The 21,013-nt window shown below is 67.7% G+C and carries 24 protein-coding genes and 1 pseudogene; 14 read left to right on the top strand and 11 right to left on the bottom strand.

The window, feature by feature from the left end; all coding sequences use genetic code 11:
- Positions 1 to 91 precede the first annotated feature (91 nt).
- The gene (locus BN996_RS19870) at positions 92 to 1,159 is read left to right on the top strand and encodes a DUF8203 domain-containing protein (RefSeq protein ID WP_139043146.1); all 1,068 of its coding nucleotides are present in this window, start codon (positions 92 to 94) and stop codon (positions 1,157 to 1,159) included.
- A gap of 269 nt (positions 1,160 to 1,428) precedes the next feature.
- Here BN996_RS19870 and BN996_RS18975 read toward each other — a convergent pair whose 3' ends face one another.
- The 8 genes from BN996_RS18975 to BN996_RS19010 all read right to left on the bottom strand — a co-directional run bounded on the left by BN996_RS18975 (position 1,429) and on the right by BN996_RS19010 (position 7,335).
- Entirely contained in the window at positions 1,429 to 2,556 is a 1,128-nt protein-coding gene (locus BN996_RS18975; RefSeq protein WP_089781680.1) for a putative sulfate/molybdate transporter, read from the bottom strand.
- A gap of 126 nt (positions 2,557 to 2,682) precedes the next feature.
- On the bottom strand, positions 2,683 to 3,066 hold the full coding sequence (locus BN996_RS18980) for a DUF7994 family protein (RefSeq protein ID WP_089781682.1): 384 nt from the start codon (positions 3,064 to 3,066) through the stop codon (positions 2,683 to 2,685).
- A 75-nt stretch (positions 3,067 to 3,141) separates the two neighbouring features.
- On the bottom strand, positions 3,142 to 3,708 hold the full coding sequence (locus tag BN996_RS18985; RefSeq protein ID WP_089781684.1) for a cysteine hydrolase family protein: 567 nt from the start codon (positions 3,706 to 3,708) through the stop codon (positions 3,142 to 3,144).
- A 28-nt stretch (positions 3,709 to 3,736) separates the two neighbouring features.
- Positions 3,737 to 4,534 (bottom strand): YqcI/YcgG family protein, encoded by a 798-nt coding sequence (locus tag BN996_RS18990; protein ID WP_089781686.1) that lies wholly within the window; start codon positions 4,532 to 4,534, stop codon positions 3,737 to 3,739.
- Positions 4,535 to 4,647: 113 nt separating this feature from the next.
- Positions 4,648 to 5,166 carry a GNAT family N-acetyltransferase gene (locus BN996_RS18995; RefSeq protein ID WP_089781689.1) on the bottom strand — a complete coding sequence of 173 codons (519 nt, stop codon included), beginning with the start codon at positions 5,164 to 5,166 and terminating at the stop codon, positions 4,648 to 4,650.
- A gap of 75 nt (positions 5,167 to 5,241) precedes the next feature.
- A complete protein-coding gene (locus BN996_RS19000; protein ID WP_089781691.1) occupies positions 5,242 to 5,526 on the bottom strand; it encodes an amphi-Trp domain-containing protein in 285 nt (94 codons plus the stop codon).
- Positions 5,527 to 5,614: 88 nt separating this feature from the next.
- Complete coding sequence (locus BN996_RS19005) at positions 5,615 to 7,114, bottom strand: sodium:solute symporter family protein (protein WP_089781693.1); 1,500 nt, start codon at positions 7,112 to 7,114, stop codon at positions 5,615 to 5,617.
- A complete protein-coding gene (locus tag BN996_RS19010) occupies positions 7,114 to 7,335 on the bottom strand; it encodes a DUF3311 domain-containing protein (protein ID WP_089781695.1) in 222 nt (73 codons plus the stop codon). The genes BN996_RS19005 and BN996_RS19010 overlap by 1 nt, the downstream gene beginning before the upstream one ends.
- Positions 7,336 to 7,551: 216 nt before the next feature.
- On the opposite strand from BN996_RS19010, the gene BN996_RS19015 reads away from it, so the two are divergent.
- Positions 7,552 to 8,301 carry a sugar phosphate isomerase/epimerase family protein gene (locus BN996_RS19015; RefSeq protein WP_089781697.1) on the top strand — a complete coding sequence of 250 codons (750 nt, stop codon included), beginning with the start codon at positions 7,552 to 7,554 and terminating at the stop codon, positions 8,299 to 8,301.
- Between the two features lie 212 nt (positions 8,302 to 8,513).
- Positions 8,514 to 9,911 (top strand): DNA primase DnaG, encoded by a 1,398-nt coding sequence (dnaG, locus tag BN996_RS19020; protein ID WP_089781699.1) that lies wholly within the window; start codon positions 8,514 to 8,516, stop codon positions 9,909 to 9,911.
- 42 nt (positions 9,912 to 9,953) lie between these two features.
- Here dnaG and BN996_RS19025 read toward each other — a convergent pair whose 3' ends face one another.
- Complete coding sequence (locus BN996_RS19025; RefSeq protein WP_089781701.1) at positions 9,954 to 10,409, bottom strand: GNAT family N-acetyltransferase; 456 nt, start codon at positions 10,407 to 10,409, stop codon at positions 9,954 to 9,956.
- A complete protein-coding gene (locus BN996_RS19030; RefSeq protein ID WP_089781703.1) occupies positions 10,406 to 11,719 on the bottom strand; it encodes a DUF92 domain-containing protein in 1,314 nt (437 codons plus the stop codon). The genes BN996_RS19025 and BN996_RS19030 overlap by 4 nt, the downstream gene beginning before the upstream one ends.
- Before the next feature lie 162 nt (positions 11,720 to 11,881).
- Between BN996_RS19030 and BN996_RS19035 the strand changes: the two genes are divergently transcribed.
- The 3 genes from BN996_RS19035 to BN996_RS19045 all read left to right on the top strand — a co-directional run bounded on the left by BN996_RS19035 (position 11,882) and on the right by BN996_RS19045 (position 14,484).
- Positions 11,882 to 12,490, top strand: a complete 609-nt coding sequence (locus BN996_RS19035; RefSeq protein WP_089781705.1) for an undecaprenyl diphosphate synthase family protein — start codon at positions 11,882 to 11,884, stop codon at positions 12,488 to 12,490.
- 186 nt (positions 12,491 to 12,676) lie between these two features.
- Positions 12,677 to 13,045: an Rz1 protein precursor-related protein gene (locus tag BN996_RS19040; protein ID WP_089781707.1), complete on the top strand. Its 369-nt coding sequence runs from the start codon at positions 12,677 to 12,679 to the stop codon at positions 13,043 to 13,045.
- A gap of 71 nt (positions 13,046 to 13,116) precedes the next feature.
- A complete protein-coding gene (locus tag BN996_RS19045) occupies positions 13,117 to 14,484 on the top strand; it encodes a serpin family protein (RefSeq protein WP_089781709.1) in 1,368 nt (455 codons plus the stop codon).
- A 27-nt stretch (positions 14,485 to 14,511) separates the two neighbouring features.
- Here the strand turns inward: BN996_RS19045 and uppS are convergent, their stop codons facing one another.
- Positions 14,512 to 15,441: a polyprenyl diphosphate synthase gene (gene uppS / locus BN996_RS19050; protein WP_089781711.1), complete on the bottom strand. Its 930-nt coding sequence runs from the start codon at positions 15,439 to 15,441 to the stop codon at positions 14,512 to 14,514.
- A gap of 149 nt (positions 15,442 to 15,590) precedes the next feature.
- Here uppS and BN996_RS19055 point away from each other — a divergent pair, with 149 nt between their 5' ends.
- The 8 genes and pseudogenes from BN996_RS19055 (at position 15,591) to BN996_RS19090 (ending at position 20,951) form a co-directional block, all read left to right on the top strand.
- A complete protein-coding gene (locus tag BN996_RS19055; RefSeq protein ID WP_089781713.1) occupies positions 15,591 to 15,989 on the top strand; it encodes a DUF5778 family protein in 399 nt (132 codons plus the stop codon).
- 167 nt (positions 15,990 to 16,156) lie between these two features.
- Complete coding sequence (ahbB, locus tag BN996_RS19060; protein ID WP_089781758.1) at positions 16,157 to 17,218, top strand: siroheme decarboxylase subunit beta; 1,062 nt, start codon at positions 16,157 to 16,159, stop codon at positions 17,216 to 17,218.
- 1 nt (position 17,219) lies between these two features.
- Positions 17,220 to 17,797, top strand: a pseudogene (locus tag BN996_RS19065) (precorrin-2 dehydrogenase/sirohydrochlorin ferrochelatase family protein).
- A complete protein-coding gene (gene hemA, locus BN996_RS19070; RefSeq protein ID WP_089781715.1) occupies positions 17,794 to 19,188 on the top strand; it encodes a glutamyl-tRNA reductase in 1,395 nt (464 codons plus the stop codon). Before BN996_RS19065 ends, hemA begins: the two are co-directional and overlap by 4 nt.
- 62 nt (positions 19,189 to 19,250) lie before the next feature.
- A complete protein-coding gene (locus tag BN996_RS20305; RefSeq protein ID WP_167344171.1) occupies positions 19,251 to 19,523 on the top strand; it encodes a hypothetical protein in 273 nt (90 codons plus the stop codon).
- Between the two features lie 45 nt (positions 19,524 to 19,568).
- Complete coding sequence (locus BN996_RS19080) at positions 19,569 to 19,844, top strand: 4a-hydroxytetrahydrobiopterin dehydratase (protein WP_007275669.1); 276 nt, start codon at positions 19,569 to 19,571, stop codon at positions 19,842 to 19,844.
- Positions 19,841 to 20,236, top strand: coding sequence for an LWR-salt protein (lwrS, locus tag BN996_RS19085; protein ID WP_089781719.1), 396 nt, complete (start codon positions 19,841 to 19,843; stop codon positions 20,234 to 20,236). Before BN996_RS19080 ends, lwrS begins: the two co-directional genes overlap by 4 nt.
- A 46-nt stretch (positions 20,237 to 20,282) precedes the next feature.
- Positions 20,283 to 20,951, top strand: coding sequence for an HAD family hydrolase (locus BN996_RS19090; RefSeq protein ID WP_089781721.1), 669 nt, complete (start codon positions 20,283 to 20,285; stop codon positions 20,949 to 20,951).
- Positions 20,952 to 21,013 lie beyond the last annotated feature (62 nt).

Genomic DNA, 21,013 nt, shown 5'->3' on the forward strand with positions numbered 1-21,013 from the left:
ACAGGAGATTGTCATTCAGTATAGGTCTGATGAAGTTTCATCACCGGCATTGGGGGTGAGATATTTACCAGATGTGTTCGAAGAACTAACAATGTCAAGTGACGGGATAATTGCAGCAGACGCCACGAAAAATGAATTTCATAAGCAACACCCACACGGAGTAAACGTAGTATCAGTTGCAATTGCGGTCGGAGACCATCAAAAATTCAATGAGAAATACTTCGAAATAATAAAAGAGAAAATTGAAAAGTATGACATCAAACTTCCTCATCCAATTCTCAAGAGTAAGGATATCTCACGCCATATCCCCACTTGGCAGACTGAGGAAGCAAGGAAGGATATTGTATTTGAACTTTTGTCCATTGACGTTCTAGACACTATCTATGTAACAGAGACATATCTGAAACCAAAATGGATTGAACTGTACAGCGATGAGGAAGATGAGTTTCGCAGAATGACCTCTCATGATTTTGTCAAGGATATTCTATTCCAATACTATGACATAGTCTCGATTTGGAAGTACTTGGAACGATATCATGGAGGAGATGGAACGCACTACAACGTAATGACGGACTACTTCTCGGGGCAGGTCTGCCGTGCCTATCAAGAACTTGGTGAATTGGCAGATAATTTCCTTATCGTTCCCCAAGGTGACCAAACATATCCGGTACTATCAATGGCCGATTTGGTTACAGGATTGTTAAAACAAGAGGTCTATCCACTTAGAAAAGATGAGATTGAAGAGTACATTAAGGACGAGACTCCGGGTTACGTCGTTGCAGATTCAGTATATGATGGCAAAGATCTTGAGCGACTAGTTCCCCACGTGACAGACGGAATCCGAACAGATCTCAATCTACCAGACCCAACAGTATACATCGCTCGTGGGGATGTGCCAAAAGATCGCGTTACATCGCTTGATATGTTTCACCATGCCTGTATGTATGCTCAGATAAAGGGTGGATCGGTGAAATTCTTTGAAGAGAATAATGACCGGCACCACTTCTCAGGAGAAGATATACTTGTTTGTGTGGATGGGAACTCAGAGATCTACGCTGATTATGAGCGCTTGAATACACAGTATTCAATTACAGTGTTTGATGCAGAATCAGCTATCAACCATTTTCTAGACGAGATACCATCGGGATTAGTGCTATAGCCGCAATATAAACTACGCTAGAAGCATATTGAATGAGTCTCCTGTGGGAGACCCTAAGAATTTGTCTTCTCTCGAAGACTCGTTTTGATGAACGAGTTTAACCTTAAAAAATATTTTGCTATCGAAATGGTGACTTTCTATTCGAGATATGTACTCTCAAAGAAAATCCGGGATATAGGCTATTACTGACCGCCGCAACCCTATCTCAGCACGCAACAGTCGAACACGATGTTCTCACCCGGTTAGTGTTCCCGGAAGCACCATCTGCTTCACCATCTCTTCAGCCAACCCGAAGCACCCCACCGCTCCCACGCCAGCCACGCCACCACGCCGCCGACAAACGCGACGCCCAGATTCACCGTGACGCCGACGAGGCCGATAGCGACCACGAGGGGGTAGCCGTCCGCGCGGGTCAGGCTGGTCAGACTCGTCCGCGCCAGTTGCAGGCCGATAATCGCCAAGACGACGCCGAGCATGGCGACCGGGTAGGCGGCGACCACGTCCACGGCGAACAGGGCGACGAGGACGTAGCCGGCGCCGAGAATCACGTTCGCGCCGGCGGTCCGCGCGCCGAAGGCGTACTTGCCGGCGACGCCGCCGCTGCCGTGGCACATCGGAAAGCCGCCGAGGGGGACCGCGAGGAGGTTCATCGCGCCCATGCTGGTGGCGAGTTCGTCGGCGGAGACGTCGCGGTCGAAGTAGTCCGCGAGCAGGACCGACGTGGCGAGCGCGGCGTTGCCGACGGTCATCGCCAACTGGGCGATTGCGGCCTCGGCGGCCGAAAACGAGAGGTCGCCGAGCGAGAGCAGTCGGGCGTCGCCGACCGACGGAACGGTGAGCGACAGGTGGCCCACGTCGGCGAACGCGACCGCGCCGCCGACCGCGAGGACGGCGAGGGCGCTCACGTTCGAGCGTCTGGTGAGGAGGGCGACGGCGGCGACGGCGACCGCGAGGCCGGCGAGCGGGAGGTCGCCCGCGCCGAGTTCGAGCCCCGTCGACAGGAGGACGAGCGCGACGCCGAACTGGACGCCGCGGACGACCGGCGCGCCGATGTAGCGACTCAGGCGGCCGAGCGAGCGGGTGCGACCGATAGCGAGGAGGACGACGCCGAGGCCGAACCCGGCAAGGAGCGCCTCGCCGGTCGTGACCGTCTCGGCGAGGACGAGCGCGGCCAGCGCCTTCATCGGTTCGACCGACAGCGGGGCCGCGTAGTACAGCCCCCAGACGACCTGAAACACGCCGAACCAGATGAGCACCACGGCCAGCGAGAGGTCGGTCAGGCGGGCGACGGCGACGACGATGGGGAGGATCGTAACCGAATCACCCACCGCGCCGGTGAACTCGTGCCACTCGAAGTCCACCGCGAGTTCGTCGCCGTACGGGAACGAAACGCCCATTCGGATGGGGATTCCGCGCCGACGGGGAAATGTATTTGCGTAATCGGGAGCCGGAACGGCGGCCGGTTCGAGAAACCGAATTGGGTTACGCCGGCCTCGACGCCCCGCGGTCGTCGACGCCGACGCTCACTCGAACGTCGAGAGGTCGAAGTGGACGCCGCCGCGGAGGTAATCGATGCCCATGAACAACATCACGGGGGCGAGTAGGAGCGCGGACAGCCCACCGAATAAGACGTCGCCGCGGGCGTCGAGGACGGACGAGAGGCCGTTCACGAGTATGGCCATCCCGAAGCAGACGTAACCCGCGCCCGCAACGACGTGCCATCCGAGGGTCGTCGACCCGAGAGCGACCGATTCGCGGATTCCGGCGACGACCAACAGCACGCCGGCGGCCACGAACAGCGCGAACTGGGCGAACGAAAGCGGGTGCGCGAGCGCGCCGAGAAACGCGAGGCCGCCCGCGATGAGCAGGTCGAACACCCCGACGACGGCGAGGAATCGACGGTCCATAGAAGTCGCTCTCGACGGGGACATGAAAAACTGACTACAGCTTCACGGCCGACCGACGGCGGGCACTTCGACGACTCACCGCGTCGCCGACAGGTCGCCCGACTCGACGACGGTGGCGAACTCGCCGTTGAGGTGCGCCAGCGCGGTGCGGTGCAGCTCGTCGGCCGAGAAGCGCTCGCCGTCGTAGCCCTCGCGGTCGAACGTCGCCGTCGCGTCCGCCGGGAGGTACACGTCGAAGCCGAGGTTCTCGGCCATCCGGGCGGTCGTCGAGACGCAGTGGTCGGTCGTGAGACCGCAGACGACGAGCGTCGAGTAGTCGCGCTCGCGGAGCCACGCTTCGAGGTCGGTCCCGATGAAGCCGCTGTTGACGCGCTTCGTGAACGCGGGTTCGCCGTCGGCTGGTTCGGCCTCCGGCTTCCACGCGAAGCCCTCGCGGTCGCTCCGGAGCGGCGAGTCGGGTTCGGTGGAGTCGTGGCGGACGTGGACGACCGGGCGGTCGGCCGCGCGCCACGCCGCGAGCAGGTCGGCGACGCACACCTCCATCTCGGGGTTGTTGCGGTCGCCCCACGCGGGGTCGTCGAAGCCGACCTGCATGTCGATACAGACGAGCACGGCGTCGGCCGGGAGGTCGGAAGCGGTCATCGCTCGACCTTCGAATCGGTCCCCGCCATCAGTCGTCCGCCGGTGCCATCGGCACTTTCGGATGCTCGCGAGTGATGCGAATCGGGCACTCGTCGGGCGCTTGCGTCTCGTCGGAGGAGAACATGTACTGCGGCCACTCGCGGTCGCCCTCGACGCCCCAGTCGCCGAGGTCGGCGTGCGGACAGACGCCGTCGTACTCCTCGATGCGGCCCTGAATGACCGCGCGGGCCTGCTGGCCGGCCTCGGTGTCGGCGGTGATGCCGTCGAACAGCGCCCGCGGCTGGAAGGTGATTTCGAGGCCCCACGGGCAGTAGCGGCTGACGCGCTCGTCGTAGAACGGCGCGCGAGTGGTCGGGAACATCGGCTCGCCCCCGAAGGAGAACTCCCACGTCGGGTCGTCGGGGTCGGTCGGGATGTCCGCCGGCCACGGTTCGGGGTCGTTGACGTGGAGGAACTGGAGGATGTGCCAGAGATGTTCGTGGTAGTCGGCCTCGGTGAGGTCCTCCGCCGGCGGCTTGAAGAACGTGACGAGCGAGCACGCTTCGGAGTAGTCCGGGTACACGTCGAGATATTCGAGGAGCGTGTCGCGGAGCGCCAACAGCGCGTCCTTGTCGGTCATCGAATCGACGAACGTGTAGAGGGCGTCGCCGTTTCGCTCGGACTCGATGCCGAAGTAACAGGGGAACGGCGCGCCGTCGCGGTCGCCGAGCATCGTCTCGCGGAAGGTCTCGTAGTGCTTTCTCGCCCAGTCGGGGAGGTCGCCGTCGTCGAGGCGGCGGCGGAGCACGTCCTGCTCCATGAGCACTTGGTGACCCGACTCGTTCATGCGCGTCAATAGGATTCAGCGACTTTGAGAGTTCGGGTTCGCGGGGCGAACTCGCCCCCGAAACGGCGGCTCAACCCTCATTTTCGCGGTCGAAGCCGCCTCCGTTCCCGCGCTCAGAGCGGGCGGTCGAGCTTCAGGTAGCGCGTCTCGTAGCCCATCGACTCGTAACACGACCGGGCGGCGTCGTTGTCGGCGTGGACGCTCAGCGCGGCCCGCTCGCACCCCCGGTCGCGGCCCCACTCGTGGGCCCGTTCGAGGAGTTCCGTGCCGACGCCCTCGCCCCGCGCCGGGGGCGCGACGTAGAGGTCTTTCACCTTGGCGACCGACCCGCGGGCGAACACCGGCGGCGATTCGGACGCGGCGACCGTGACGTAGCCGCGGAGCGACGCCTCGGCGGAGTCAGGGGCGGGACCGGACTCCGCCGCCGACTCCCCGCCCGCGACGGCGACGAACGTCCGGACATCATCGGCTTCCAACTGCTCGGTCCGGTAGTCGAGCGCCTCGGCCCGCACGTCGACGTCCTCGGCCAGCGCGTCGTAGTCGTCGACGTCGCCCATCTCGTCGGCGAACGGGAGCCACAGGTCGTCCACTAGTGCCTCTACCTCGTCGGCCTGAAGCGGTCGAATCTCCATGAGTCACCGACGACTCGCGGCGGTGTCAAAAGAGTAACCGTATTCGGCGGTCGCCGGAGGTGAGTTTCGACCGCCTCACTCGATTTCGAGGCCGCTCGCGTCCGCACCGTCCTCTGCGCCTTCGTCCCACTCCAGTTCGAACTCGATGCTCAGTTCGTAGGGACCGCCCGCGGGCCCCTCGCGTTCCGCTTTCACCTCGAACGTCGGCGACGCGGGGGGTTCCATCGTGACCGTCTGGTCGCCGGCGGTCAGCGTAATCGGCTCGCCCGCGTCGAGTTTGTCGGCGACGGTGCGGAGGTACGACGCGATTTCGGCGCGGGTCTGTCGGTTCTCGGACTCGAACAGCACTTCTTCGGGCATGGGGGGAGGTTACTCGCGCAGGAAGATAAGGTTCGTTGCGGCGAAAACGGACGGGTCGGCGCGGAGTCGCGGTCGGGTCGGCGCGGCGTCAGTCGGCCCGGAGACCGTCGGTGAAGCGAGACTGGTTCTCCTCGGGCGCGGCGGCGGTCATCGCGGAGACGCCGACGGTCAGAAGCGCCGACAGCGCCATCCCCCAGAGGGCGTAGTCCCACGTGAGGTAGGTCGGCCCGAACAGCGTCATCGACCCGACCTCTATCGCGGGGACGAACACGTGCGCGAGGTAGAACGCCTGCGAGCCGAGGATGCCGGCGAACATCCCCGACCGGGTCGTCCGCGACCAGTAGAGCGCGACGATGACCGGCAGGGCCATCTGGGCGAACCCGCCGAAGGCGGTGTCGCCGACGGAGACGAGCGTGCCGGGCCGGAACAGGCTGGCGACGAACGTGAGCGTGGCGAACAGGGCGACGCCGATGCGGGCGAGCCACGCCTCGCGGGCGTCGCTCGCGTCGGGGTTGACGAAGGGGCGGTAGAGGTCGCGGGTGAAGTACGACGACCCGGAGAGGAGCATCGAGTCCGACGACGACATCATCGCGGCCATCGCGCCGGCGATGACGAGCGCGGCGAACCACACGGGCGTGTACTCGTTGAGGAGCACGGGGAGGACGTTCGCGCCCTCGGGGACGGCGACGCCGAGGCCGGCCGCCCACGTGCCGAGGATGAACGCGGGCACGAAAAGCAGGACGACGAGGACGGGCCACAGGGCGAACGAGCGCTTGAGGACGGCGCTCGACTTGGCGACGAAGAAGCGCTGGTTTATCTGCGGGAACATCGCCACGCCGAAGGCGATGGTGACGGCCGACGAGATGATGAACTGCGGCGAGTAGACGCCGCCGCCGAGCGCGAGGAACTCGGGTTCGTTGGTCGCGAGGGCGTTCGAGAGCGCCGTGGGGCCGCCGGCCGCGGCCGCGACCCAGCCGACCGCGAGCCAGACGACGCCGAGCATGAACAGCCCCTGAAGCGTGTCGGTCCACGCGACGCCGCGGAGCCCCGCGATGACGACGTAGGCGATCATGAACACGGTGATACCGGCCGCGCCGGCCCAGTACGGAACCATCCCGTTGGTCAGGCCGACGATGGCCTCCCCCGCGCCCATCTGCTGGAGCATCACGTACGGGAACAGCCAGAACAGGCTGATGCCGGCGACGACGGCGCGCAGGCGGGTCGAGCCGAAGCGGTCGCCGAGCATCTCGCCGAGCGTGACGTAGCCGTGGGCGCGGCCGACGAGCCACTGCTTGTAGCCGACGACGTACCAGAGAATGGCGAACAGCACGCCGTCCATGACGCCCATCACGAGAATCCACTCGGGGCCGGCCCGGTAGGCGAGGTCGGGGCCGCCGAAGAACGTGAAGGCAGAGAGGAGCGTCGCGAAGGTCGTAAACAGGAGGACGACGGTCCCGATGGAGCGACCGGCGAGGTAGTAGTCCTCCGCGTCGCGGCTGGTCAGGCGGTAGGCGAGGAGGCCGACCGCGAGCGCGACCACGAGGTACGCGCCGACGACGCCGAGTTGGACGCCGAGCGCCGACACCATCAGCGACTCTCCCCCTCCCCGACGATGCCGCGGTCCCACGCCGTCCGGGTGAACAGGTGGAAGACGACCGCGGTCAGCCCCATCCAGCCGATGTGCCACCAGAGCCACAGCGGCAGGCCGGCGAACACCCTGCTGTCGCCCCAGAGGAACCACGGAACGGCGAACGTCACGAGGATTGCGAAGACGGCAATCCAGCGGTAGTCGATGCGAACTCGCGTCATTCGTAGGAACGATAATCGATAACGAGGCGTAAATCTTACTCTATCGACCTACGTTGCCCCGTATTGAAGAACTATTTTCTTCAACAATGGCTGTCGAACGACCGGGACCACCCACGTCACGGCCGCGTCGCGGGTGGCGGTCCCGTCGGCCAGTCTGCCGGTCACGCCGACCCGAGCGCCGAAACAGTTTCCAGCGGCGCGGACGAGCGGACGCACATGAACTTCGGCATCCAGCTCTACTCGCTTCGAGACCTCGACGAGCCGACCGCGGCGCTCGTTCGCCGCGCCGCGGACGCCGGCTTCGACGGCGTGGAGTTCGCGGGCGTCGACGACGCGGCGGCGGTCCGCGCGGCTCTCGACGAGACCGGGGTCGGCGCGCCCGCCGCCCACGTCCCCATCGAGGAGCTCGAAGCCGACCTCGACGCGGTCTGTGAACGCTACGGCGCGCTCGGTGTCGAGACGCTCGTGGTGCCGTTCCTGCCGCCGGAGGCGTTCGCCGACGCCGACGCGGTCGACGAGACCGCACGCCGGCTGGACGACCTGACCGCGAAGTGCGACGAGCGGGGCGTCAGACTGCTGTACCACAACCACGACCACGAACTCGTCACGGTCGAGGGCGAACCCGCGCTCGACCGGCTCGCCGAGGAGTCGGGTATCGGCTTCGAACTCGACCTCGCGTGGATTCTCACGGCCGGCTACGACCCCGTCGCGTACCTCGACCGCTACGCCGACCGGACCCCGGTGGTCCACCTCAAAGACGTGGTGGTCGACGCCGACGCGAAACGCGGCGGGCGGCCGGTCCACCTCGGCGAGGGCGACCTCGACGTCGAACGCTGTCTCGCGGCCGCCCGCGAGGGGTTCGTCGAGTGGGCCGTCGCCGAACACGACTTCCCCGAGGACCCGGCGGCGTTCTGCCGGGACGCGGGCGAGTTCGTCGCGGCGCACCGAACTGACGAGGAGACGTAACGAATCGGTCGGTCGTCGACGGCGGCGGAAGAGCGGCGATTCGCCGGCGACGACGTGGATTCGAGGACGGCAACGAGCGCCGGCCGACGTTCGAATCGTCGGCCACGATAGATATTTCCCTCGGGCGCAACTTATATAATGACGTTCGTGGGGACGGCCCATGACGCCATCACAATCACCACATCACCACCCCCAGCGGGGTGACTTCACCAATGGACGACACTGCAAAATATCTCATTCACGCTTCCATCTCCGCCGACGGGGTCGTCGAACGGAGCGACGTCGTCGGGGCCGTCTTCGGCCAGACCGAGGGCCTCCTCGGCGACGAACTCGACCTCCGCGACCTCCAACAGTCCTCCAAGGTCGGTCGGATAGACGTACAGATAGACTCCGAGAACGGCCACTCGTTCGGCCAGATGACCATCGCCAGCAGCCTCGACAAAGTCGAGACGGCCATCCTCGCGGCCTCGCTGGAGACGCTGACCCGCGTCGGTCCCTGTCAGGCCGTCATCGAGGTCACGAACATCGAGGACGTGCGCGAGGCCAAGCGCCGGATGGTCGTCGAGCGCGCCAAGGAACTCCTCACGGAGTCGTTCGACGACACCGTGATGTCCTCGACAGAAATCCTCGAAGAGGTCAAAGAGAGCGTCCGCGTCGAGGACATCACCGAGTATCACGGCCTCCCGGCCGGCCCCCGCGTCGCCGACTCCGACGCCATCATCGTCGTCGAGGGGCGCGCCGACGTGCTCACCCTCCTCCGCTACGGCATCAAAAACGCCGTCGCCGTCGAGGGGACGAACGTCCCCGACTCGGTCGCCGGCCTCACCCAAGAGCGGACCGTCACGGCGTTCCTCGACGGCGACCGCGGCGGCGAACTCATCCTGCGCGAACTCTCGCAGGTCGGCGACGTGGACTACGTCGCGTTCGCGCCCGACGGCCAGTCGGTCGAGGACCTCGACCGCGCGTCGGTCGTCCGCGCCCTCCGGAACAAGGTCGCGCTCTCGTCGCTCCCCGACGACGGCGACGGGGACTTCCGGGCCGCCGTCGCCGCCGTCAACGGGACGGGGGAGGCCCCGGCGGACCCTCGCACGGAGTCGCCGACGACTCCATCCGCAGACGGCCCGGCCAACGGGTCGGCCGAGGCGGTCACCGAGCCCCCCGCCGAAGCCACCGGGGGCACCGTCGCGGTCGAAAAGCCCGCGGACGCCGCGAGCGCGCGCGCAGATACCGACGCCGACGCCGCTCCCGACGCGGAGGTGTTCACCGAGTCCGAGGTCGAGGCCGTCGCCGAGGCGGTCGAACCGGCGGACGAACGGCCCTCGCTCGCCGACCACGTTCGGGAGGTCATCGCCGACGAGAGCGGCATGGCCCGCCTGTTGGACGCCGACCTCGACGTCGCCGACGAGGTCGCGGTCGAGAAAGTCTACGACGCCGTCGAGTACGCCGACCCCGCCCCGGCAATCGTCGTCGTCGACGGCGAGGCGAGCCAGAAGCTCGTCGACATCGCGGCCCAGCGCGGCGTCGAACACGTCGTGGCGCGCTCGGCCGGCGAGTACGTCAAAAAGCCCGTCAGCGTCCGCGTCAGAACCGCGGACCAGCTTCTCGACTGAGAACGAACACGCCGCGACGCCGACCGAGGCGACCGGCCCCGGTCAGTCGAGAACGAGTCGAAGTCCGTCGTCGCCGTCGAACGCGTCGGGGACGCGGGCGTCCAAGCGGAACCCGAGCGCTTCGTAGCAGGCGCGCGCGCCGTCGTTCTCCGGATGGACCAGCAACGTGAGCGGCGCGTCAGCCGAGTCAGTCGTGTCGGCCGCGTCGGCGTCAGAACGGCGCGCGTCGCGGAAGGCGTCCACGAGCGCGGTGGCGCGCCCTTCGCGCCGGTGGTCGGGCGAGACGGCGAGCTCGGTCAGGTGCGCGCCGACACCGAGGAGGTAGCCGACCGGCCGGTCGGCGGCGTCGACGGTGACGAGGAGCGTGCCGACGGCTGGCCACGCGTCCAAGAGGTCGGGAGACGGGTGGGAGACGAGTCGCTGGAGCGATTCGACGGCCGGCACGTCGGCGGCGCGGGCGGGGCGAACACCCGTCGCGGCCGCGTCGCCCCCCGTCACAGCGGAATCCAGACGACGACCGCGCCCAGCGCGCCGGCGAGCGTGGCGAGGAAGTTGACCGCCTGATTGCCGAGGCCGGCTCCCTCGACCGTCGCGCCGAGGAGGCTGTCGACCGTCATCCCGACGAGTCCGCCGGCGAGGACCGCGATGGCGGCCGTCTGCGCCGGCAGGGGAAGCACCAGCACGCTCACGCCGGCGACGAGGGCCGCGCCGAGCGCGCCGGCGACTTCGCCCTGCCACGTGACCGCGCCGTCGGTCCCCGCCGGGACGGGCTTGAGCGAGGTGATGAGCCGCGGTTGGTCGAACAGCCCGCCGATTTCGCTGGAGAGCGTGTCGCTCATCGCGGCGGCGGCCGACCCGGCGAACGCGAGAACGAGCAGGTCGCTGGCGAGGGGGTAGCCGAGGGTCTGCGCCGCGGCGTAGCCGACGACGGCGACGAGCGACACCCCCGAGTTGCCGAGGACGTTGCCGGTCCCGCGAGCGCCGTCGTTGTCCTCGGCGACGCCGCGTTCGGCCTTGCTGTCGTACCGGAACTTGGTGGCGAGCGCGCCGACGCCGAAGAAGGAGACGAGCACGAGCGCCCAGCCGAAGCCGCCGAAGACGACCGCGAAGAGGAGGAGGAGCACGCCGGTTATCATGCCGGCGACGGAGGCCGTCCCGAGGGCGTAGGCCGCGTAGCCGAGCGCGACCGTGAGGGCGAGCGCGACGCCGGTCTGCGTCGGCGACACCGGCCCCGCGAGCACCTCGACGCCCCAGAGGACGAGGCCGATAGAGAGCATGACGAGCGGGTCGTCGCGCTCGTAGAGGGCCGTCCGGAGCACCGCGCCGACGAGGCCGCCGACGGCCGCGAGCAGGACGAACCGGGCGAGGAGCGCGGCGTCGCCCGTCAGCGACGCGATAACGACCTGTCCCGCCGTGCCGGCGAGGACCGCGGCCGCGACGAAGCCCGCCGCGCGAAGCGACTCGTCGGACGTTCTCGAACCCACCAGTCGCGCGCCGAGGTTGCCGTAGGCGAGTATCAACACCGCGGCGGCGAACACCGAAAGCGGCATCGTGACGCGCGGGACCGTCGCCAAGAGGGCGAGGCCGGTCGCGGCCAGCGCGAACCCGGCGAGCCCGTTGAGCCGGCCGTCCTGCCGGTCGCCGGGGCGCGCGAACAGCTCGAAGAGGGGGCCGTCGTCGACGACGAAGGCCGCCAAGAGCGCGACTGCGGCGAAGGGCGCGAAGGCGGCCGCGCCGAGACTGGGGGCCGCGAGGGCCAACGTCCCGACGACCGCGAATCCGCCCGCTCGCCGTACCGTGGAAGTCACACCATGCGGTATCCCCGACGCGCACTTAACCCTCCCGACATCACCGACGACCGCACCACACCGGGTCCGCGGGCCGGCGTCGACGGACCCGTGCCGCGGCGGCGACCGCGGAGGCGACGCCGAACCCGAAGCGTTAGGAGAATCGCCGCGAGAACGACTCCCGTGGGACTGTACGACTCCTATCTCGCCCTCCGGTTCCGCCTCGACGACGCCGACGCCCCCGAGCACGTCGCGCTCGTCATCACCGAGCGCGACCTGCTGGAACAGGGCGCGTACGACACGCTCGAAGCGTTCGTCGGCTGGGCGTTCGAGTTCGGAAGCGACCGCGTCACCATCTCCGTGAGCGTCCTCGACGAGGCGGTCGTCCCGACGCTCGCCCGGGAGCTCCGCGACCTCGACGTTCCGCACCGGGTTGAGCTCCGAGAGCCGGGCGACACCGAGCGCGCCGACGCCCCCGTACAGGTCAGTATCGGCCTCGGCGGGAAACGCGAGTTCGCCTCGGTCGTCCGGTCGCTGGCCGAGGAGGTCGAGGAGGGCGCGCTCGACCCCGACGACATCGACGCCGCGGACATCGAACAGCGACTCGTGTTCCCCGACGAACCCGACTTCGTGGTCAAGACGGGCGCGGAGCGCCTGTCGGACTTCATGATTTGGCAGTCCGTCTACGCCGAACTCTACTTCACCGACGTGAACTGGCGGGACTTCAGGAAGCGGGACTACCTGCGGGCGCTGCGGGACTATCAGGACCGTCAGCGGAGGTTTGGCCGGTAGGCCAAATCCCGTGGCGAGGTTGCCGACACGGTGGTTTGGCCGATGAGCGTCAGCGAATCGGCCAACCGCTGTCGCGCTCGAAGAGTGCGACAGAAGTTCGGCCGGTAGGGCGAATCACGTGGCGGCGGTGCCGACGCGCTCTCCTCGACCACACAGATATGTTGATTGAGTAGCAACACGAATCCAATGCCCTCCACCCCGACCGACAGGACAGACCTCCTCCCGCCGCCACCGCCGCCCAGCGAGTGGCTCGAAGACGGCCACGTCCTCCTCGCGCTCTCGCTGTTGCTCATTCTCTGGCTCAATCGGCCCGCCGCGCCGGACTGGGCGTGGGCGCTCATCGGCGTCGCTGTCGTCCCGCCGTGGCTGTTCCTCGAATCGCGCCACGAGGGGTGGCGCTCGTGGGTTCCGACCGTCGCCTACGCCGGGGTGGTACTGCTGTTAGGGCCGCGTTACGAAGCCGAGTTCGTCGCCGTCGTGCTCGGGCAGAGCGCCGCGTTTCTGGGATGGTTCTGCTGGCGGACGTACCGGCGGAGCGTTCGACCGACTGAGTGACCCGCCGCCGTCGCTCAAACCGCCGTTTGTGCATACAGAAGACATATTGTTAGGCCACTGAACCGTTCGACATGAACCGCCGCGAGATGCTGGCGTTGTCGGGGGCCCTCGCCGCCGCGACGATGGCCGGCTGTACGGGCGACGGTCAGTCGTCCGCGGGGACCGAGACCGAAACCGAGGCGACGGCCACCGCGACCGCGACCACGGACACGCCGACAGAGACCCCGAACGACGAACCGCCGACCGGCGAACCGAGCGTGGACAACGAGCGACTCGCCGCGCTCGCGGCCGGCAACGCCGAGTTCGCTCTCGACCTGCACCGACAGGTCGCGTCCGAACAGGGCGGCAACCAGTTCCTCTCGCCGTACAGCATCTCCGTCGCGCTGGCGATGACCTACGCGGGCGCTCGCGGGACGACCCGCGAACAGATGGAAGCGACGCTGCGCTACACGCTCGGGGAGGACGTTCACCCCGCCTTTGCGGACCTTCAGGCGGCGCTCGAAGAGCGGGAGACGGCTCGGGACCCGGTCGATGGCGGCGAAGCCGACGCCTTCCGACTGGCCGTGGCGAACGCGCTGTGGGGCCGCGAGGGGTTCGCGTTCTCGGAGGGGTTCCTCGACCGCCTCGAATCGAACTACGGGGCCGGGCTCCGGCGGGCCGACTTCGCCGGCGACCCGGACGGCGAGCGAGCGCGAATCAACGGGTGGGTCGCCGACCGGACGGAGGGCCGAATCGAGGACCTGCTTCCGGCGGGCGCTGTCACGCCCGACACGGCGCTCGTGCTCACCAACGCCATCTACTTCATGGCGCAGTGGGCCCACACGTTCGACCCCGAGGACACCGAGGACGGGACGTTCACCGCGCTGGACGGGTCCGAGTCGACGGTGCCGCTCATGCGGCAGGAACTCAAGGCGAACTACGCCGACCTCCCGAGCGCGCAGGCAGTCGAACTCCCGTACGTCGGGCGAGACGTGTCGATGGTGCTTCTGCTCCCGGACGAAGGCGAGTTCGAGTCGTTCGAGCGAAGTCTGACCGCGAGTCGGCTGTTCGGCGTCTTCGAGGCGATGCGGGAGCGAATCGGCGACGTCGTGCTCCCGCGGTTCGAGTTCGAGACGGAGGTCCGACTCTCCGAGGCGCTGTCGAACCTCGGGATGCCCGCCGCGTTCGGCTCGGACGCCGACTTCGGCGGAATGGTCGAGGGTGACGGGTCAGGCCTCGCAATCGACGAGGTGTTCCACAAATCGTTCGTCTCCGTGGACGAGGAGGGAACGGAGGCCGCGGCGGCGACGGGCGTCGTCGTCGAAAGTTCGCTACCGCCGAGCTGGGGCGAACTCCGGTTCGACCGGCCGTTCCTGTTCTGCGTCCGCGACCGGCCGACGGACGCGATTCTGTTCTGCGGTCGCGTCGTCGACGCCGGGGCTGCGCAGGGAGACGGATAACCGCAAAAACAGCCCAAATCGACCGACTCAGTCGGCCGTCTCGTCGGTCCGCTTCGCCAACTCCGCGGACACCTCGTCGGCCCCCGACGAGGGGAGTTGCTCGCGGAGCCGACCCGCGACGGTACGGGCGTCCTCTAACTCGACTTCGGCGACGGCCCGGACGAGCGTGACGGCGCGCTCGGTCCGGGTGCGCTGCCACGACTGCTCTCTGGACTCGTAGGTGCGGATGCCGCGCAGGAAGTCGACCTTCGAGAACTCCGGCCAGTAGGGCGCACAGAAGTAGACGGCGGCCTCGTTGCCGTTGGCGTGCCACGGCAGGAAGTTCGAGGTGCGCTCGTCGCCGCCGGGGCGGATGATGAGGTCCACGTCGCGGACGGGCTTTCTGGACAGGCGGCGGTCGACCGCCGACACGTCCACCTCGTCGGGCGAGAGGTCGCCGCGCTCGACCGCCCGGCAGACGTCGCGGGCGGCCCCGAGGAGTTCGGCCCGGCCGCCGTACGCGAGGGCGATGTTGAGGGTGAACCCGTCGTAGTCGGCGGTCCGGGACTCCGCGTAGTCGACGGCGTCGCGGACGCGGTCGGGGAGCATGTCGACCTCGCCGATGGCGCGGACGGCGACCTCGCTCTCGTGGACGCGGTCGGCGTCGGCGAACTCGTAGAGCTTGTCCTCGATGAGGTCGAAGAGGGGTTCGCGCTCGTGGTCCGGGCGGTCGAAGTTCTCGGTCGAGAAGGTGTACAGCGTCAGCTCCTCGATGCCGAGTTCCTCGCACCACGTCAGCACGTTCTCCGTCGTCTGCGCGCCCGCCTTGTGGCCGTCGGGGGCGTCGTCGCCGTTCTTCCGGGCGTACCGGCGGTTGCCGTCCTGAATGATGGCGACGTGGGTCGGTCCGTCGTCTATCTCCCGGTCGAGCACCCGCTCGTAGGCGCGTCGAAAGCCGCGTCGGACCCACCCGAACATATACCCTCGGTCGTCTCCCGAGGCAATGTGTCTTGTGGGGTATAGCGTCACACGGTGCGTCGTGGTGCGGGGAACCACCCCAAAATGGCGGGTTCCGACGGTGGACGACGAATCGCCACCCGTTTGTACCTCCCCGAGAAGACTCGGACATGAGCAAGACCATCGACGAGGACCTCTACCAGCGGACCCTCGCGCTGCTCGAACCCGGCGATATCGAACTCGTCGGGGCCATCGTCCACACCGACCTGACCAGCCGCGAGGACCTGGAGATGCAGGAGCTGACCGTCGAAATCAACGAGGTAATCGCCGAGCACGCGGGGAAGGGCGACGCGTGGATTTACGCCGGCAACGACGACACCGACTTCTCGTCGAACCAGTTCCAGGGGCTCTCCGTCGAGGACGACGAGTTCGTCTGGGAGTGCCAACAGCTCGTCCGCGACGGCACGTTCGACCTCGTGTTCTACTACGAGGCCATCGCCGACCAAGACGCCATCGTCGAGGGACTCGAAGCGCTCGACGACGTCGACCGCGTCACGCCGGTCCCCTGAGACGGGGCGCGGCCCGTCGTCGCTGGAACGTCTTTTTTACTTCACGGGCGCGGGTGCTCGACTCGCTCGCGTCGACTGTTCACCGGCTGTTCGCCGGGCGTTCGCTCCGGTTCGTCACGGTGAGAACAAGCGAGGCGTTTATCCGCCTCGCATCCCGAGTGACGCCCATGATACAGGCGGACGCGGACCTCTCTCGTCTCGACCGCGCCATCGTCAACGCCTTCCAGGGCGGCTTCCCCGTCGTCGAGCGGCCCTTCGAGCCCGCGGCGGCCGCGCTCCGCGAGCGCGGGGTGGACGTGTCGGCGACCGACCTCTGCGAGCGGGTTCGGACGCTCGACGAGGAGGGCGTTCTCTCGCGGTTCGGCGCGCTCGTCAACGCCGAGGAAATCGGCGGCACGGCGACGCTCGTCGCCATGCACGCGCCGCCCGAGCGGTTCGACGAGGTGGCCGAGCAGGTGAACGCCCACCGCGAGGTCGCACACAACTACGAGCGCGAGCACCCCCACCTGAACATGTGGTTCGTCGTCTCGGTCGCCGACGAGTCGCGGGTGGACGAGGTGCTCGGCGACATCGAAAACGAGACTGGCCAAGCGACGTACAACATGCCCAAGCGCCGCGAGTTCCACGTCGGCGCGAAGTTCCTCCTCGACGGTCCCGTCTCCGACGGCGACCTCGACCTCTCGCATCTCGGCCCCGACGTGGAGCCGACGGACGCGCGCACCCTGACGCCCGACGAGCGCGACCTCGTCATGGAGATTCAGGGCGGCCTGCCGATTACCGAGACGCCCTACGCCGACGTGGCGGCGGCAATCGGACAGGAGCCGTCGTGGGTCGTCGAGACCATCAAGCGGTTCAATCTGGAGGGGAAGGTCCGCCGCGTCGGCGTCATCCCGAACCACTACGCGCTCGGCTACTCGGAAAACGGGATGACCGTCTGGAACGTCCCCGACGACCTCGTGGCGGAGGTCGGCCCCGAAATCGCCGCGCTGGACTTCGTCACCCACTGCTACCGCCGGCCGCGACACGCGGGCGTCTGGCCGTACAACTTCTTCGCGATGACACACGGTCGCTCCGAGGAGGAGAGCGAGGCCCGCATCGAACAGGTTCGCGAGGTCATGAGCGACTACTGGGACGTGGGCGACGACGACTGGGACACCCTGTTTTCGACGCGCATCCTCAAGAAGACGGGAATCAGACTGGACGAACGAGCCGAGGCGAACACTGCGTGAGATGATTCCGCTGGTTCACGACCTCTCCGACGAGACCGTCGTCGTCTTCGGCGGGGGGCCCGTCGGCGCGCGGAAGGCCCGCCGGTTCGCCCGCGAGGCGCGGACCGTCGTCGTCAGTCCCGAGTTCGGAGACCGCGACTTCGGCGACGCGGAACTCGTTCGAGCGGCCCCCAAACCCGAGGAGGTTCCCAGTTGGGTCGAGCGGTTCGGGCCGGCGCTCGTCGTCGCCGCGACCGACGACGACGCGGTGAACGACGCGGTCGTCGCGGCGGCCCGGCCACCGTCGAGGACGGCGACGTGTCGGTCGCAATCACGACCGGCGGGGCGAGTCCGGCCCTCTCGAAGCACCTCCGGGAGCGCATCGAATCCGAGTTGGCGGGGGCGGGCGAGATGGCCGCGCTGACCGCGGAGCTTCGCGCGGAGCTCAAGGCGTCCGACCGGTCGCCAACAGAGCGCCGTGATGCGATTCGCGCGGTCGTGCGAAACCCGTCAGTTTGGAAGGCTTTACGTACCGGCGATGCAAACCCCCGACGAGAGGCAGCGCGCGTGATACGAGACACACAGCGAGGTGATTCATGAGAGATTCGGGCGTCATCTCCGGTGTGAGCGTCGCCCACGACCGGGCCAGCGTTCGCGAGATAGAGGCCGCGTCGAGCGACGACGTTCGGACGGTCGTCGAACGGCTCCTCGCCTGCGACGGCGTCACCGAGGCGTTTTCCCTGCAGACGTGTAACCGCGCCGAGGCGTACGTCGTCACCGACGACGCGGCCGACGGCCGCCGCGCGCTCGACGACTTCGCTCCCGACGTCCGAGACGGGAGCGTTCGCTACATGGACCACGAAGAGACCCTGCGCCACCTCATGCGGGTGGCGTCGGGGCTCGAATCACTCGTCCTCGGCGAAGACCAGATTCTCGGACAGGTCAAAGCCGGCATCGAGGCCGCCCGCGAGCGGGACGCCATCGGTCCGATGCTCGAAGACGCGCTCATGAAGGCCGTCCACGTCGGCGAGCGCGCCCGCGACGAGACGGCAATCAACGAGGGTGCGGTCTCCCTCGGGAGCGCCGCCGTCAGGCTCGCGCGGGCCGAACTCGACGCCCCCGTCGGCGAGGTGGACGCCCTCGTCGTGGGAGCCGGCGAGATGGGCACGCTCGCGACCAAGGCGCTCGCGTCGGTCGACGTGGGCGACCTCGTCGTGGCGAACCGGACGGTCGCCAACGCCCGCCACCTCGCCCGCGAGGTTCCGGGCGTCTCGACCGCCGCCGGACTGGGCGACCTCCGCGGTCGCCTCCGCGACGCCGACCTCGTCATCACGGCCACGAGCAGCCCCGACTACGTCGTCACGCCGGAGCAGTTGGACGACGCCGGCGAGACGATGCTCATCGACATCGCCCAGCCGCGGGACGTCGACCCCGCCGCCGGCGATATCGACGGCGTCCGCGTCCGCGACATCGACGATTTGGAGACGGTGACCGACCGGACCGCGGAGCGCCGCGAACGCGCCGCCCGCGAGGTCGAGGCGATGATAGACGAGGAGTTCGACCGCCTGCTCGCCGCCTACAAGCGCAAGCGCGCCGACGAGGCCATCAGCTCGATGTACGAGGCCGCGGAGCACGTCAAGCGCCGCGAGGTGTCGACGGCGCTGTCGAAACTCGAATCGCAGGGCGAGCTCACCGACGAGCAGCGCGAGACGGTCGAGTCGCTCGCGGACGCGCTCGTCGGCCAAATCCTCGCCGCGCCGACCAAGAGCCTCCGCGACGCCGCCGGCGACGACGACTGGACGACCATCCAGACCGCCATGCAGCTGTTCGACCCCGGCTTCGGCGACCTCGGGGCGTCGGACTCGGCCGGGCCGTCCGAGCCGTCCGGGCCGTCCATCGAGTTCTCGGGCGAGCCGCCGGAGGACCTCGACCGCGAGGCGCTCGAAGGCGAGGTTCCCCGGCGCGTCCTCGAACAGCTCTCCGACGACTGACGGGCGGCCGAAGCGGACGGCGGGCGAACGTTCTTATCCGAACGCGGGACTATTCCGCGTCGATGGTACGCCGACTGTCAGCGACGAGCCTCGCGCGCCGCTCCCGTCTCGACGCCGACCGCCGACGAGCCGCGGCCAGCGCGTTTTCGGCCGTCGGCCGGTATCTCGTGAATCGCCTCCGGGCGCGAGCGCGTCGCCGCCTCGTCGGCGCGACCCCGAGACGCCGGGTGTGCGACGAGGTGTCGGTCACAGGGCGCGTCGTCCGCGGCCGCGAGCGCGGCGGGCGACGACTCCTGACGGGGCCGCGGTTCGTCGTCCGCGCGGACACAACTTGACAATCCGGCAGAATCCTTATCGGGTTGCCACTCGACGGGTTCGGCATGGCAGACCTGCTCTCGGACGACGAAGTCGACGCACAACTCGGGTCGGATTGGGAACGCGACGGCGACGAAATCGTCCGCGTCTACGAGTTCGACGACTACCTCGACGGCGTTGCGTTCGCCGCCAGCGTGGGCGAAGTCGCCGAAGAGGAGTTCCACCACCCCGAGATAACGATTCGGTACCAGGAGGTCGAAGTCCGCCTCACGAGCCACGAGGAGGGCGGCATCACGGACAAGGACCTCCGACTCGCCGACCTGTTCGACGACGAGCTGTGAGCGGCGGGGAGACCGCGGCGCTCACCTACGTCTTCCGGGTCCGCTTCCGCCTCGACTCGGCCGCCGGCGTCGAGACCGACCCGCGGGAGTTCGAGACGACGGTCCGCGTCAGGCCGCCGCCGCCGGGCGAGGAGGGCTGGCTGCTGTTCCGCGACGCGCTGTGGCGGGGCGAGGTGAACGACGAGCGCCACGCCCGCGACCTCGCGGCGTCGTGGCTCGACGTGCCCGTCGTCTCGTGTTCGTTCGCGGAGCTCCGGGCCGACGAGGCGTCGCTGGACGCCTTCCGCGAAGCCGTCGCCGCGGACCTCGACGCGTTCAACGCCGACTCGGTCCGCGAGGTGCTTCACAAGTACTTCGGGAGCGCGATTCGCGTCGAATCGAGCGGTTCGTGACGCGGGGGAAGACATTTATCCATGCCTGACGTACCTTGTTGTCCGAATGGTCGCCGATGACTACGATTTCTGGCTGTTCGACCTCGATGGGACCCTCGTCGACGCCGAGTGGTCGTACACGCGCGACGTGTTCGACCGCGTCGGCGACCGACTGGGCCGTCAGTTCACGGACCGCGAAGCCGAGACCATCTGGCACGGACTCGGCGGCGCGCGCGACCCGATGCTCCGCGAGTGGGGCATCGACCCCGCCGAGTTCTGGCCCGCGTTCCACCGCGAGGAAGACCCCGCAAAGCGCGCTGAAGTGACGTACCTCCACGACGACGCCGAGCGCCTCATCCAAGAGATTCACGCCGCCGGCCGCCCGGTCGGCATCGTCACCCACTGCCAGCAGTTCCTGACCGACCCCGTGTTGGACCGCCTCGACGTGCGCGACTGGTTCGATACCGTCGTCTGCTGTACAGAGGAGACGGGGTGGAAACCCGACGCCGCGCCGGTCCGGCAGGCTATCGGCGAACTGGGGCTGGACGACCGCCTCCTGACCGACGGCGGCACCGCGGGCGTCCTCGCCGGCGACGGCGAAAGCGACATCGGGGCCGCGTGGAACGCCGGCTTGGACGGCATCCACGTCGAACGCCACGGCCCGGAACACCGCGGGCGCTGCGTGCTCGGGGAGTACCGCGTCGAGAGCTTCGACGACCTCGTCCGATCCGACTGAGTCGGGCGATTCCGCTCAACGGCGCTCCGGCGGCGACGGGGCGAAAAGTGAAGAACGGAACC

The organism is Haloferax massiliensis (genome assembly GCF_001368915.1).
GTDB lineage: Archaea > Halobacteriota > Halobacteria > Halobacteriales > Haloferacaceae > Haloferax > Haloferax massiliensis.